The sequence below is a fragment of the Acidovorax sp. SDU_ACID1 genome, from assembly GCF_045291395.1.
In the GTDB taxonomy this organism is placed as follows: Bacteria; Pseudomonadota; Gammaproteobacteria; order Burkholderiales; family Burkholderiaceae_C; genus MR-S7.
Genome location: NZ_CP152342.1, coordinates 3,012,432 through 3,027,200 on the forward strand (window position 1 = coordinate 3,012,432; position 14,769 = coordinate 3,027,200).

Here is a 14,769-nt window from a genome sequence, read left to right on the forward strand (position 1 = left end):
GATGCCTACTTGTAGAGCAGCTCGGGCAGCCACATGCCGATGCCGGGCCACAGGTAGAGCAGCACGATGGCCAGGATCTGGATTCCCATGAAGGGGATCATCCCCAGGAAGATCTGGTTCAGCGTGACGTGCGGCGGCGCCACGCCCTTCAGGTAGAAGGCCGACATGGCCACGGGCGGCGACAGGAAGGCCGTCTGCAGGTTCAGCGCCACCAGCAGGCCGAAGAACAGCGGGTCCACCCCGAAGTGGTTGAGCAGCGGGATGAAGATGGGCATGAAGATCACGATGATCTCCGTCCACTCCAGCGGCCAGCCCAGCAGGAAGATCACCACCTGCGACAGCACCATGAACTCCACCTTGGTCAGGTTCATGGACAGCACCCACTTCTCGATCAGCTCCTGCCCGCCCAGCAGTGCGAACGCGGCCGAGAAGATGGCCGAGCCCACGAACAGCCAGCACACCATGGCCGAGGTCTTGGCCGTGAGGTAGACCGATTCGCTGACCACGTTGAAGGTCAGCCGCTTGTAGGCGGCCGCGAGCACGAAGCCGCCGAAGGCGCCCATGGCCGCTGCCTCGGTGGGCGTGGCCAGGCCGAAGACGATGGAGCCCAGCACCGCCAGGATCAGCACCAGCAGCGGGAAGAACGAGCCCAGCAGCATCTTGAAGATTTCCAGCCGCGCGAAGCTCAGGAACAGGTAGAAGCCCGCCGTCGCCGCGCCCAGCAGCGCGAAGCCGATCCACCACCACGTAGGCGCGGGCTGCGTCGTGGCGGCCGGTGCGGCGCCGGAGGGCTGCGCGTCCGCCGCTGCGGGCGGCGGCGCCACCGTGCCTGCGGGCTCGGCGCCGGGCGGCTCGGCCAGGGCGGTTTCCGCGCCGGGGGGCTCCTGCAGGCCGCCCAGCTCCTGCAGCGGCGGTTCCTGCAGGCCGCCTTCCGTGGGCGGTTCCTGCAGGCCCGTGCCGGACGAGGACGAGCCGCCGTCGGAGAAACCGATGGGCTGGATGTCGTAGTGCTCCTCGGGCGGCACCGTGGTCACGGCGTTCCAGGTGCTGGTGGCCAGCAGCACGAACAGCAGCCCCGGCAGCACCACGAGAGCGAGCTGGCGCAGCACGTAGGCGAGGGACACGCTGGCATTGCGCTTGCCCTTGAGCGCGTCGAGCAGGCGCCAGGGCGCGTACTGCCCGCCCTGGGCCGGCAATGCGAGCGTCTGCGGCGGCAGGGCCACCTGGCGCTCGGCCATCGACAGCGGCGGCGCCCAGGCCGGCTTGAGCTTGGCCATGAGGATCACGTAGCCGAAGTACAGCCCCGCCAGCATCAGGCCGGGGAAGAAGGCGCCTGCATAGAGCTGCACCACCGACACGCCCGCCGTGGCGCCGTAGAGGATCAGCAGCACCGAAGGCGGCAGCAGGATGCCCAGGCAGCCGCCGGCGGTGATGGCGCCCGCCGCCATGGGCGTGCTGTAGCCCGCGCGCAGCATGGCCGGCAGGGCCAGCAGCCCCATGAGCGTGACCACCGCGCCCACGATGCCGGTGGCCGTGGCGAAGATGGTGCAGGTGGCCAGCGTGGCCACCGCCAGCGAGCCGGGGATGCGCGCCATCGCCAAGTGCATGCTCTTGAAGAGCTTCTCGATGAGGTTGGCGCGCTCCACGAGGTAGCCCATGAAGACGAAGAGGGGAATGGCGATGAGCACGTCGTTGGCCATGCTCTTGTAGGCCGCCTGCACCATCAGGTCGAGCGTGCGCGTGGTGTCCCGGTCGTAGGCCAGCCACGTGAAGATCATGCCCATGCCCATCAGCGTGAACGCCGTGGGAAAGCCCAGCATGATGGCCACCACCACGAGCGACAGCATCAGCAGGCCCAGGTGACCGTGCGTGATGGTGTCCACCGAGAGCAGCAGCCAGATCACGCTGGCCACGACCATCGCCATGATGGAAAAGCCGAACCACAGTTCCTTACGCATCTTCATGGCTTGGCACCTCCCGCACCGTGCGCCACGGGAACCTGCAGGTCGCTGTCCGTCACGTGCACCATCTCCTTGAGTTTCTCGACGTCCACCTCTTCCACGTCATCGGCGCGCCGGGGCCACTTGCCCTGGCGCAGGCAGATCACGCAGCGCGCGATCTCGGCCAACCCCTGCAGCAGCAGCGTGGCGCCGGCCGCGGGGATCACGAACTTGAAGGGGTACAGCGGTATCGGCGTGGCCGAGAAGGTCTGCTCGCGGATGGCGAGCGACTCGTTCGCATAGGTCCAGCCGGCCCAGGTCATCGCCAGCACGCCCGGCAGGAAGAAGACGATGTAGAGCGCCAGGTCCAGCCCGGCCTGCACGCGCGGGCTGAAGAAGCCGTAGAGCACGTCGCCGCGCACATGGCCGTTCTTGGACAGCGTGTAGGCGCCGGCCATCATGAACATGGTGCCGTAGAGCATGATCTGCGCGTCCAGCACCCAGGCATGGGGGTTGTTCAGCGCATAGCGGGAGAAGACCTCCCAGCAGATCAAGGCCGTCAGGGCGACGGCGGCCCAGGCGGCGGTCTTTCCAATGAAGGTCGACACGGCGTCGACTCCAAGCAGCAGCTTTTGCATGGCAATGGACTAGGGGGGCCCGAAGGGGTGGGAAGAAACAGCGGGGGCCCGGCCCCCGCCTTGCGGCGCATGCGAAAGAGGGCCTCTCGCAAGGCCCTCTTCCGGGGATGGCTCCTTAGCCGCGCTTTTGCGCGAAGTAGTGGTTCCAGGCCATCTTGAAGTCGATGTCGGTGTCGTTCTTCCAGCGTCCGCTGCGCTGGGCGAACGCGCGCATCGAGTCCATCACCTTCTTGAACATCGGGTTCTCGCCGGCCTTCTTGGTGGTCACCTTGTCCCAGGCCGCAAGCTGCGCGCGCAGGATGGCGTCGGGCGTCTTGTAGAACTTCACGCCCTGCTTGGACTGCATCTCGGCGTAGTCCGTGGCGTAGCGATCGGCGGCCTTCCAGCTCATGTCGGCGCTGGCCGCCTGCGTGGCGTAGTCGATGATGGACTTGAGCTCGGCCGGCAGCGCGTCGTACTTGGTCTTGTTGAACAGCACCTCGAACTGCTCGCTGGATTGGTGGAAGCTCTGCAGCATGCAGTTCTTGGCCACGTCGGGGAAGCCCAGCACGCGGTCGCTGGAGGCGTTGTTGAATTCGGCCGCATCCAGCAGGCCACGGTCCAGCGCGGGCACGATCTCGCCGCCGGGCAGCGGGTTCACGGCTAGACCCATCTCGGTGAACACGTCCACCGCCAGGCCCACGGTGCGGAACTTCAGGCCCTTCAGGTCCTCGACCTTGGCCACCGGCTTCTTGAACCAGCCCAGCGGCTGCGTGGGCATGGGGCCGTAGAGCTTGGAGACCACGTCCAGGTTCAGACTCTTGTAGATCTCTTCCAGCAGCTCCTTGCCGCCGCCGTAGTTGTGCCAGGCCAGCACCATGTTGGCGTCCATGCCGAAGGCCGGGCCCGAGCCCCATAGCGCCACCGCCTGGTTCTTGCCGTACCAGTAGGCCACCACGCCGTGGCCGCCGTCCAGCGTGCCCTTGGCCACCGCGTCGAGCAGCTGAAAAGCGGGCACCACGGCGCCTGCGGGCAGCACTTCGACCTTCAGGCGGTTGCCCGCCATATCGTTGATCTTCTTGGCGAGATCCTGCGCGAATTCGTGGAAGATGTCCTTGGCCGGCCAGGTGCTTTGGAAGCGGAACACCGTGGTCTGGGCCGTGCTGATCATCGGCACGGACATCGCACCGGCGGCAACCGCTGCTCCCTTGAGTAGGTTACGGCGGCCTGTCGTCTGGGTCTGCTCTGTCATCTACTTCTCTCCTTGGTTGGGATGCCTGGACAATCCAGGGCTGCATCATTGGCGCGTAACAAATGCATGCAAAAGAGGGTTTACGCGAGGCCTTTGCCCTCGAGGGCCGCTGCGCTTCAAGCCAAAATGGCCTGCAGCGCTTGCATCATCTGCGCAAGCAGCTATTCATTCGATAGCACATCAGGACTGCCATGACCCCATGCCACGCAGGCGAAGCCGCGCCTCCCGCCCCCTGCGCATGCGATTGCGGACACGGGCTCCACCCGCCTGGGCCGCGCGCTGGCGCCCGGCGCGGCGGCCCACCCGGGGCGCAGCGGCATCCACCCGCTGGACCATCCGCACGACGCCTTCGCCGCCCGCGCGCTGCTGGCGCGCGCGGCCGAGCGCACGCTGGACGTGCAGTACTACATCTGGCGCGGCGACACCACCGGCACGCTGCTGCTGGGCGAATTGCTGGCCGCCGCCGGGCGCGGCGTGCGCGTGCGCCTGCTGCTGGACGACGTGGGCACCGCGGGCCTGGACGCCACGCTGGCCGCGCTGGACAGCCACCCGCGCATCGAGGTGCGCCTGTTCAACCCCTTCGCGCTGCGCCGGCCCAAGCCCCTGGGCTACCTGGCGAACCCGCTGCGCGCCAACCGGCGCATGCACAACAAGTCGTTCACGGCCGACGGGCAGGCCGCCATCGTGGGCGGGCGCAACGTGGGCGACGAGTATTTCGGCGCCACGGCCGGCGTGCTGTTCGCCGACCTGGACGTGCTGGCCGTCGGGCCCGTGGTGCAGGACCTGTCCGCCGACTTCGAGCGCTACTGGGCCAGCGCCTGCGTGCGCCCGGCGCGCGGCATCCTGGCGCCGGTGGAACCCGCCGCCATGGCGGCGCTGGCGCAGCGCGCACAGGCGCTGATGGCTTCGGACGGCGCGCGCGGCTACGCCCAGGCCATCGCGCGCAGCGACTTCGTGCAGCGCCTGCTGCAAGGCAGCCTGCCGCTGGAATGGGCCCCGGTGCGCATGTTCAGCGACGACCCCGCAAAGGGCCTGGGCACCGCGCCGCGCGAGCGGCTGCTGCTGCCGCAGCTCGAAGCGGCGCTGGGCGCGCCGCAGCGCAGCGTGGACCTGGTGTCGCCCTACTTCGTGCCCACGGCGGGCGGTGCTGCCGCCTTCGCCACCCTGCAGGAAAGCGGCGTGCGCGTGCGCGTGCTCACCAATGCCTTCGAGGCCACCGACGTGCCCGCCGTGCATGCAGGCTACGCCAGGTACCGCAGGGCCCTGCTGGCCAGCGGCGTCACGCTCTACGAGATGCGCCGCCTGGTGCCGGGGCACACAGGCCGCGCGGGCCGGCTGGGCCAGCGCCTGGGCAGCTCGGGCTCCAGCCTGCACGCCAAGACCTTCGCGGTGGACGGCACGCGCGTGTTCGTCGGCTCGTTCAACTTCGACCCGCGCTCGGCCCACCTCAACACCGAGCTGGGCTTTCTCATCGACAGCCCGGCGCTCGCGCAGCAGGTGGCCCAGGCCTTCGACACCGAGGTGCCGCAGCAGTCCTACCGCGTGGCGCTGCAGGACGGCGCGCTGCGCTGGCACTGCGGCCTGGGCGAGCCGCCGCCGGTATATGCCGCCGAGCCCCACACCACCTGGTGGAGCCGGGCCTTCGTGCGGCTGCTGATGTGGCTACCCATCGAATGGCTGCTGTAAGCAAAAATCGGCTCTAGCGCCTGCCCATCAAGCGCGGGCAGCTATTAAAAAGATACCGCTAGCGCACTGCCGCCGCCGCGCGGCGCGCACGGCGTTCATGCCGCACGCCGAACCGCAGGCAGCACTGGGCCGCCAGCGCCGCGCCGAACAGCACGCAGGCCGCCGACACGGCCGGGTTGGAGCCCCAGCCCACCAGCATGGTGAACAGCGCGCCCAGCGCCATCTGCGTGAAGCCATACAGCCCGGCGGCCGCGCCCACGTGGCGCGCGTCCACCATGAGCACCTTGGACATCGCGGCCGGGCTGGCGAGGCCCGCGCCCAGCACGAACACCACCATCAGCCCCACGGTGGCCTCCAGCGTCAGGTGGCCCGCCAGTTCCAGCGCCAGGAAGGCGAGCGCGCTGGCCAGGCTCAGCGCATTGCCGCCCAGCAGCAGCCGTTCCAGCCGCACCCTCGGCGCCAGCCAGCGCGTGAGCACGTTGCCCATGGCCAGGCCGACCATCACCACGCCCAGCGCGATGCCCACGGTGTGCACCGACGCGTGCAGCTGCTCGATGATGATGAACGGCGCGGCGGAGATGAACGCGTACACCGCCGTGGTGGCGCAGCCGCCGCCCACGGCGAAGGCCATGAAGGCCGGCGAACGCAGCAGCGCCGCGTAGTCCCGCGCCAGGCCGCGCGCGCTCACGCGGCCGGTGGGCGTGCCGGTCTCGGGCACCCTGCGCCAGGTGAGCAGCAGCGTGGCCACGCCCAGCAGGGCCAGCGCCGCGAACACCGCGCGCCAGCCTCCCAGCGCCACCAGGCCCGAGCCGATCAGCGGCGCCATGCCGGGGCCCACCATCATCATCATGTTGAGCAGCGCCAGCGCGCGCACCGCGTCGCCGGGCTCCGTGGTGTCGCGCACCATGGCCCGCCCCAGCGCCAGGCCGGCGCAGCCGCCCAGCGCCTGCACCGCCCGCGCGGCCACCAGCGTGTGCACGGTGGGTGCCAGCATGGCCGCCACGCCGCCGAGCGCATACAGGCTGAGGCCCGCCAGCAGCAGCGGGCGGCGCCCCAGCGCGTCCGACAGCGGGCCATAGACGAGCTGGCCCACCGCCAGCCCCAGGATGTAGACGCCGATGGTCGCCTGCACCGCCGCGCTGCCCACGCCCAGCGAGCGCGCCGCATCCGGCAGCGCGGGTACGAACATGTGCATGGCCAGCGTGCCGCTCAGGGTGATCAGCGCCAGCAGCCACAGCGGGGTGCTGCGCCGGGGCAAGGGAGCGGGGCTCATGCGCCGTCCTCCGCATCGAGTACGGCCAGCCGCTGCGCCAGCCGCTCCAGCACCGAGAAGGCGGCATCCAGCTCGGCCTGCGGCACGCTGTCGAACAGCGCCGCGCGGCTGTCGTGCAGCAAGTCGTGCAGCTCCTGCACGACGGCATGCCCCTGGGGCGTGAGTTCGATGGCCTTGGCACGCCGGTCGGCATGCCCGGCGCGCGTGATGAGGCCGCCGGCCTCCAGGCCGTCGAGCAGGCGTACGACGGAGGAGCCATCCAGCCCCAGGGCGGCCGCCAGGTCTTTCTGGCGCATGGGCTCGGCCACGCGCGCCAGGCGCATCAGGGGCAGCCAGGTGGCTTCTGTCAGGCCGTGCGGGCGCAGGCGGCGGTCGACCAGCTTGCGCCATTGGCGGTTGAGCTGGCCCAGGGTGAACATGAAGTCGTGCCGCACCTGGGCGGCACGCGGAGCGGCGGAAAAAGGCACGAAGGATGTATTTGCAATGCAATAAATGACATGTCAATTATATGTAATGCAGCAAAATCCCGTCGCCTCCCTCCCGGGCAGGTCACACGTTGATCGCCGCCGCCGAGCCGGCCTGCTTGCGCAGCTCGAACTTCTGGATCTTGCCGGTGCTGGTCTTGGGCAACTCGCCGAACACCACGGCGCGCGGCACCTTGAAGCCGGCCAGGTGCTGCTTGCAGTGGGCGACGATGTCCTCGGGCGTCGCGCTGGCGCCGGCCTTGAGCTCCACGAAGGCGCAGGGCGTCTCGCCCCACTTGGGGTCGGGCTTGGCGACCACGGCGGCGGCCAGCACGTCGGGGTGGCGGTAGAGCACGTCCTCCACCTCGATGGACGAGATGTTCTCGCCGCCCGAGATGATGATGTCCTTGCTGCGGTCCTTGATCTTGATGTAGCCGTCCGGGTACTGCACCGCGAGGTCGCCGCTGTGGAACCAGCCGCCCGCGAAGGCTTCCTGCGTCGCCTTGGGGTTCTTGAGGTAGCCCTTCATGGCGATGTTGCCCTTGAACATGATCTCGCCCATGGTCTCGCCGTCGTGCGGCACGGGCTGCATGGTCTCGGGGTCGAGTACGGCGGCGGCGCGCTGCAGGTGGTAGCGCACGCCCTGGCGGGCGTTGAGGCGGGCACGGTCGCCGATGTCCAGGCCGTCCCAGTCCCCGTGCTTGGCACACACGGTGGCGGGGCCGTAGACCTCGGTGAGGCCGTAGACGTGCGTGAGATCGAACCCCATCTTCTCCATGCCCTCGATCATGGATGCGGGCGGCGCGGCGCCGGCCACCATGGCCTTCACGCCGGCAGGGATGCCGGCCTTCATCGCCTCGGGCGCGTTCACCAGCAGGCCCTGCACGATGGGCGCGCCGCAGTAGTGCGTCACGCCGTGGTCGCGGATGGCGTCGAAGATGGCCTGCGCCTCCACGCGGCGCAGGCACACGTTGACGCCCGCGCGCGCGGCCACCGTCCAGGGGAAGCACCAGCCGTTGCAGTGGAACATGGGCAGTGTCCACAGGTAGACGGCGTGCTTGGGCATGTCCCACTCCAGCACGTTGCTGATGGCGTTGATGGCCGCGCCCCGGTGGTGGTAGACCACGCCCTTGGGGTTGCCGGTGGTGCCGGAGGTGTAGTTGAGCGCGATGGCGTCCCACTCGTCCGCCGGCAGTTCCCAGGCGAACTGCGCGTCGCCCGCGGCCAGGAATTCCTCGTAGGTCTGCGTGCCGATGCGCTGCTCGGCGGCGCCGTAGACCGCGTCCTCCACGTCGATGACCAGCAGCGGCTCGGTGGACTGGCGCAGCGCCAGCGCCTTGGCCATCGCGGGGGCGAATTCGGGATCGACGATTACCGCCCGTGCCTCGCCGTGGTCGAGCATGAAGGCGATGGTTTCCGGGTCCAGCCGCGTGTTGAGCGTGTTGAGCACCGCGCCCGCCATGGGCACGCCGAAGTGCGCCTCCACCATGGGCGGGGTGTTGGGCAGCATCACCGCCACCGTGTCGTTCTTGCCGATGCCGGCGGCGCGCAGGCTGCTGGCCAGGCGCCGGCAGCGCGCATAGGTCTGGCCCCAGGTCTGGCGCAGCGCGCCGTGCACGATGGCCAGGCGGTCGGGGTAGACCTCGGCCGTGCGCTCGATGAAGGACAGCGGCGACAGCGGGGCGTGGTTGGCGGGCGTCTGGGGCAGGTTCTGGTCGTACTTGCTGGTCATGGTGATCTCCTTCCATCTATTACACCAAGCCCGCCTGACGCCAGGCTGAGCATCGGAGAAAATCATGGGGTGTCTATTCCCCAGTCGTTCATCCAGGAGTTGCTCGCGCGTGCCGATGTGGTCGATATCGTCGGCCGCTACGTGCAGCTCAAGAAGAGCGGCGCCAACTATATGGGGCTGTGCCCCTTCCATGGGGAGAAGTCGCCCTCGTTCAGCGTCAGCCCGTCCAAGCAGTTCTTCCACTGTTTCGGCTGCGGCAAGAACGGCAACGCCATCGGCTTTCTGATGGACCACGCGGGCATGGGCTTTCGCGAGGCGGTGCAGGACCTGGCCCAGCACGTGGGCATGCAGGTGCCCGAGGACGAGAACACCTCGCCCCAGGACCGCGAGCGCGCCGCCGCCCAGCGCCAGAAGCAGGCCACGCTGACCGACGTGCTGGAAAAGGCCGGCGAAGCCTGGCGCCGCCACCTGCGCGAGTCGCCGCGCGCCATCCAGTACTTCAAGGGCCGGGGCGTGTCGGGCCAGATCGCCAAGCGCTATGGCCTGGGCTACGCGCCCGAGGGATGGCGCGGCCTGGCCAGCGTGTTCCCCGAATACGACAGCCCGCTGCTGGAAGAAAGCGGCCTGGTCATCGTGGGCGAGGACGACGGCAAGCGCTACGACCGCTTCCGCGACCGGGTGATGTTCCCGATCCGCAACGTCAAGGGCGAATGCATCGGCTTCGGCGGGCGGGTGCTGGGCGACGACAAGCCCAAGTACCTCAACTCGCCCGAGACCCCCGTGTTCCACAAGGGGCGCGAGCTCTACGGCCTCTACGAGGCGCGTACCGCCATCCGCGAGCACGGCTACGCCCTGGTCACCGAGGGCTACATGGACGTGGTGGCCCTGGCCCAGCTCGGCTTTCCCAACGCCGTGGCCACGCTGGGCACGGCCTGCACGGCCGACCACGTGCACAAGCTGTTCCGCTTCACCGACACCGTGGTGTTCAGCTTCGACGGCGACGCGGCCGGCCGGCGCGCGGCGCGCAAGGCGCTCGACGGCGCCCTGCCCTACGCCAGCGACACGCGCAGCGTGAAGTTCCTTTTCCTCCCCGCCGAGCACGACCCTGACAGCTTCATCCGCGCCCACGGCGCCGACGCCTTCGCGCGCCACGTGGGCGACGCGCTGCCGTTGTCGCGCTTCCTGCTCGACGCCGCGCGCGAGGGCTGCGACCTGGGTACCGCCGAGGGCCGCGCCCACATGCTCGCCAACGCCCGCCCGCTCTGGAGCCTGATGCCCGACGGCGCCCTCAAGCGCCAGCTGCTCGCCGAACTGGGCGAACTGGGGCAGTTGCCGCCCAAGGAGCTGGCCGAGCTGTGGGCGCAGGAACCCGCCCGCCCCGGCACGGCCGCGGGCGCACCGGCCCACGCGGACGAGCCGCCCTGGGGCCACGAGCCCCCGCCGCCGCAGGACTGGCCCGGCGAGAGCCCCCCGGGCCAGCGGCCCTGGCGCAAGAGCGGCGACGGCAAGGGCCGCTGGCGCCGCGACGAGCGGCCCGCCCAGCCGCCGCTGCCGCGCACCCCGGCCGCCAGCCGCGACGACCACGCGGCACGGCTGCTGCTGTCGCACATGGCGTTCATCGAGCACCTGACGCACGAGGACCACGCCGTGCTCTGCGAGCTGCCCGAGCCCCATGGCCCGCTGTTCGCGTGGCTGGAGGGCCAGTTCCACGACCACGGCGCCCTGGCCTGGGCCGTGCTGCGCGAGTCCCTGCGCGGGCACCCGTGCGAGCCGCTGGCCGAGCGCGTCATGACCGGCTCGCACGCCCAGACCGAAGGCGACGAGGCCGAGCTGCGCGCCGAACTGCGCGGCCTGCTCGACCGCATGCTCATCGACGCCATCAAGCGCCAGCAAAGCGCGCTGATCGCCGCCGCCTCCCAAGACCCGGCTGCCCTGGAGCGCTACCGCGCGCTGCAGGTGCGCCGCCGCGCGCTGGAGGAAAACGGGCGCCAAGCCTCTTGACTTTTCCTGGATCGGTATAATTTAAGGTTTGTCGGCAAGAGCGACAGCAGCACCTCCGGCCCCGGGCACCCGTGACAAACGCGCACCACCGCCCTCCTCCCCGCAAGGACTGCACACCAAATGTTCGCCCAGACATCTTGCCCCTGAGGGTTACCCCTCGACCGTGCAGGCCCGCCCGCCTGCGCCGTGCCTGCCCGCGCCGGGAACCGTGGCGCTTGTGTTTTCTTTGTGTGTCCGTTTTTGACCCTGAGGTTGTCCATGCCCGCTCAAAAGTCCGCGAAGTCGCCCAAGTCCGCCTCTGGCTCCACCGCGAAGGCTGCCCCCAAAGCCGCATCCACCGTGAAGAAACCCGCCGCCAAGGCCAGCGCGACAGCCTCCTCCGCGAAGACTGCTGCCGCGCCGGCCAAGGCCGTGACGAAAGCCAAGACCGTGCCCTCCACGAAAAGTACCGCCGAGCTGAAGAAAGCCGCTGACGAATTGCTGAAGAAGAAGCCCGCGCGCGCCGCCAAGGCCGCCGATGCGGAAACGGACGCCGAAGAGCCCAAGAAGAAGCCCGGCCGCCCCGCCAAGGCCGCCGCCGCGCCGAAGGCAGCCGCTGCCGCCAAGACCCCAGCCAAGCGCGGCCGCAAGCCCAAGGCCAAGGAAGAAGGCGCCGAGGACGACGCCGACCTATCCGACATCGAATCCGAACTGGAAGGCGAGCCCGAAGTCGCCGAGGTCGTGCCCACGGCCGAGAAGGTCAAGCCCCTGCGCATGAAGATCAGCAAGGCGAAGGAGCGCGCCTTGATGAAGGAATTCGGCCTGGACGAGACCGTCCTGTCCGAAGAGGACATGGCCAAGCGCCGCTCGCAGCTCAAGAAGCTCATCACCCTGGGCAAGACGCGCGGCTACCTCACGCAGGTCGAGATCTCCGACCACCTGCCCGACAAGCTGGTCGACAACGAGACCATGGAAGTCGTGGTCGCCATGCTGGGCGACATGGGCGTGGCCGTCTACGAGCAGACGCCCGACGCCGAGACCCTGTTCCAGAACAACGTGACGCCCACGGCCACCACCGTGGAAGAAGCCGAGGAAGAAGCCGAGGCGGCTCTCTCTACCGTGGACAGCGAATTCGGCCGCACCACCGACCCCGTGCGCATGTACATGCGCGAGATGGGCACGGTGGAACTGCTCACGCGCGAGGGCGAGATCGAGATCGCCAAGCGCATCGAAGGCGGCCTGATGGACATGATGGAGGCGATCAGCGCCTCCCCCGCCACCATTGCCGAAATCCTGGCGATGGGCGAGGAAATCCGCGAGGGCAAGGTGGTGATCTCCACCGTGGTCGACGGCTTCTCCAACCCCAACGAGGCCGACGACTACGTGGCCGAGGAAGACTTCGACGAGTTCGACGAGGAAGACGACGACGACGGCAAGGGCGGCTCCAAGGCCCTGACCAAGAAGCTCGAGGAACTCAAGAACGAGGCCCTGCGCCGCTTCGACACGCTGCGCGGGCTGTTCGAGAAGATGCACAAGATCTACGACAAGGACGGCTACGGCGGACCTGCGTACATGAAGGTGCAGCACGAAATCTCGGCCGAGCTGATGACCATCCGCTTCACCGCCAAGACCATCGAGAAGCTGTGCGACATGGTGCGCGCCCAGGTGGACGACGTGCGCAAGAAGGAGCGCGAGCTGCGCCGCATCATCGTGGACAAGTGCGGCATGCCGCAGGAAATGTTCATCAAGGACTTCCCGCCCAACCTGCTGAACCTGCAGTGGGTGGAAAAGCAGGCCGCCGCGGGCAAGCCCTGGAGCACCGTGATGCAGCGCAACGTGCCGCCCATCCAGGAACTGCAGCAAAAGCTCATGGACCTGCAGGCGCGCGTGGTGGTGCCGCTCACCGAGCTCAAGGAAATCAACAAGCGCATGAACCAGGGCGAAGCCAACTCGCGCGACGCCAAGAAGGAGATGATCGAGGCCAACCTGCGCCTGGTGATCTCGATTGCCAAGAAATACACCAACCGCGGCCTGCAGTTCCTCGACCTGATCCAGGAAGGCAACATCGGCCTGATGAAGGCGGTGGACAAGTTCGAATACCGCCGCGGCTACAAGTTCTCGACCTACGCCACGTGGTGGATCCGCCAGGCCATCACGCGCTCGATCGCCGACCAGGCGCGCACCATCCGCATCCCGGTGCACATGATCGAGACCATCAACAAGATGAACCGCATCAGCCGCCAGCACCTGCAGGAGTTCGGCTTCGAGCCCGATGCGTCCATCCTGGCCGCGAAGATGGAGATCCCCGAGGACAAGATCCGCAAGATCATGAAGATCGCCAAGGAGCCGATCTCGATGGAAACGCCCATCGGGGACGACGACGACAGCCACCTGGGCGACTTCATCGAGGACCAGAACAACACCGCCCCGGTCGACGCCGCCATGCAGGCCGGCCTGCGCGACGTGGTCAAGGACATCCTCGACGGCCTCACCCCGCGCGAAGCCAAGGTGCTGCGCATGCGCTTCGGCATCGAGATGTCCACCGACCACACGCTGGAGGAAGTGGGCAAGCAGTTCGACGTGACGCGCGAGCGCATCCGCCAGATCGAGGCCAAGGCGCTGCGCAAGCTCAAGCACCCCAGCCGCTCGGACAAGCTGCGCAGCTTCATCGATTCGCTGTAATTTCCGCAGCCGTTCCCCACAAGCCCCGGCCCCGTGGCCGGGGCTTTTTTTCGCTCGCGAGATTTCAAGTCGAAATGGGCTCCAGCGCTTATCTATCAAGCGCTCGCAGCTATTTTTATAATAGCAAAACGGTTTTTCCCAGGGCGCGGGACAATGCCCGCTTCGCAACCTCCCGCACCGCCATGACCCCGTCCCCCCCTTCCCCTTCCAGCCCCCTGCGCATCGCCGTCATGGGCGCGGGCGCCGTGGGCTGCTACTTCGGCGCGCTGCTGGCGCGCGCCGGGCATGCCGTCACGCTCATCGGCCGGCCCGCGCACGTGCAGGCCATCCAGGCCCGCGGCCTGCGGCTGCAGACCGCCACCGAGGACGTGCACGTGTCCCTGGCCGCCAGCACCGAAGCCAGCGCCGTGGCCGGTGCGGACGTGGTGCTGCTGTGCGTGAAGTCCACCGACACGGAAGACGCCGCGCGCCAGATCCTGCCGCACCTCGCGCCCGGCGCGCTGGTGCTCACGCTGCAGAACGGCGTGGACAACGACGAGCGCGCCCGCGCCGTGCTCGGCCCCGCCCATCCGGTGGCGGCGGCCGTGGTCTACGTGGCCACGGCCATGGAGGGCGCGGGCCACGTGCGCCACCACGGGCGCGGCGAGCTGGTGATCGCTCCCGCGCCGGGCAGCGAGCGCGTGGCGCAGACCTTCGGCGCGGCAGGCATTCCCACGCAGATCTCCGACAACGTGCGCGGCGCGCTCTGGGCCAAGCTGGTCATCAACTGCGCCTACAACGCGCTCTCGGCCCTCACCCAGCAGCCCTACGGCTGGCTGGCCGCGCAGGACGGGGCCGACGCCGTGATCGGCGACCTGGTGTCCGAGTGCCTGGCCGTGGCGCGGGCCGACGGGGTGAAGATCCCCGGCGACATCCACGCCGCCGTGCGCGGCATCGTGGCCACCATGCCGGGCCAGCGCTCGTCCACCGCGCAGGACCTGGCGCGCGGCCGGCCCACGGAGATCGAGCACCTCAACGGCTACGTGGCCCGGCGCGGTGCGGCACTCGGCGTGCCCACGCCGGTCAACCGCGCGATGCGGGTGCTGGTGCGCATGGCCGAGGCTGCCGCCTCGGCCAAGGCTTGAAGCCAAATTGGCCTCCAGC

General features: G+C 69.0%; 9 protein-coding genes and 1 pseudogene. 4 read left to right on the top strand and 6 right to left on the bottom strand.

What is annotated here, in order from left to right; all coding sequences use genetic code 11:
• Positions 1–5: 5 nt before the first annotated feature.
• The 3 genes from AAG689_RS14810 to AAG689_RS14820 form a co-directional block, all read right to left on the bottom strand.
• Complete coding sequence (locus AAG689_RS14810) at positions 6–1,964, bottom strand: TRAP transporter large permease subunit (RefSeq protein WP_406622676.1); 1,959 nt, start codon at positions 1,962–1,964, stop codon at positions 6–8.
• Complete coding sequence (locus AAG689_RS14815; RefSeq protein WP_406622677.1) at positions 1,961–2,578, bottom strand: TRAP transporter small permease subunit; 618 nt, start codon at positions 2,576–2,578, stop codon at positions 1,961–1,963. The genes AAG689_RS14810 and AAG689_RS14815 overlap by 4 nt, the downstream gene beginning before the upstream one ends.
• Positions 2,579–2,693: 115 nt before the next feature.
• A complete protein-coding gene (locus AAG689_RS14820) occupies positions 2,694–3,809 on the bottom strand; it encodes a TRAP transporter substrate-binding protein (RefSeq protein ID WP_024000905.1) in 1,116 nt (371 codons plus the stop codon).
• 246 nt (positions 3,810–4,055) lie between these two features.
• Between AAG689_RS14820 and AAG689_RS14825 the strand changes: the two are divergent.
• A pseudogene (locus tag AAG689_RS14825) lies at positions 4,056–5,495 on the top strand (phospholipase D family protein); the annotation flags it as partial.
• A 58-nt stretch (positions 5,496–5,553) separates the two neighbouring features.
• Here the strand turns inward: AAG689_RS14825 and AAG689_RS14830 are convergent.
• The 3 genes from AAG689_RS14830 to AAG689_RS14840 all read right to left on the bottom strand — a co-directional run bounded on the left by AAG689_RS14830 (position 5,554) and on the right by AAG689_RS14840 (position 8,964).
• Entirely contained in the window at positions 5,554–6,768 is a 1,215-nt protein-coding gene (locus AAG689_RS14830) for a multidrug effflux MFS transporter (RefSeq protein ID WP_406622678.1), read from the bottom strand.
• Entirely contained in the window at positions 6,765–7,235 is a 471-nt protein-coding gene (locus AAG689_RS14835; protein ID WP_406622679.1) for a MarR family winged helix-turn-helix transcriptional regulator, read from the bottom strand. Before AAG689_RS14835 ends, AAG689_RS14830 begins: the two co-directional genes overlap by 4 nt.
• Before the next feature lie 82 nt (positions 7,236–7,317).
• Positions 7,318–8,964, bottom strand: a complete 1,647-nt coding sequence (locus AAG689_RS14840) for an acyl-CoA synthetase (protein WP_406622680.1) — start codon at positions 8,962–8,964, stop codon at positions 7,318–7,320.
• 69 nt (positions 8,965–9,033) lie between these two features.
• Between AAG689_RS14840 and dnaG the strand changes: the two genes are divergently transcribed.
• From dnaG to AAG689_RS14855, 3 genes are all read left to right on the top strand, one after another.
• Positions 9,034–10,965 carry a DNA primase gene (dnaG, locus tag AAG689_RS14845; protein WP_406622681.1) on the top strand — a complete coding sequence of 644 codons (1,932 nt, stop codon included), beginning with the start codon at positions 9,034–9,036 and terminating at the stop codon, positions 10,963–10,965.
• Between the two features lie 258 nt (positions 10,966–11,223).
• Positions 11,224–13,626, top strand: coding sequence for an RNA polymerase sigma factor RpoD (rpoD, locus tag AAG689_RS14850; protein ID WP_024000903.1), 2,403 nt, complete (start codon positions 11,224–11,226; stop codon positions 13,624–13,626).
• Positions 13,627–13,808: 182 nt separating this feature from the next.
• On the top strand, positions 13,809–14,750 hold the full coding sequence (locus AAG689_RS14855; RefSeq protein ID WP_406622682.1) for a ketopantoate reductase family protein: 942 nt from the start codon (positions 13,809–13,811) through the stop codon (positions 14,748–14,750).
• Positions 14,751–14,769: the final 19 nt, after the last annotated feature.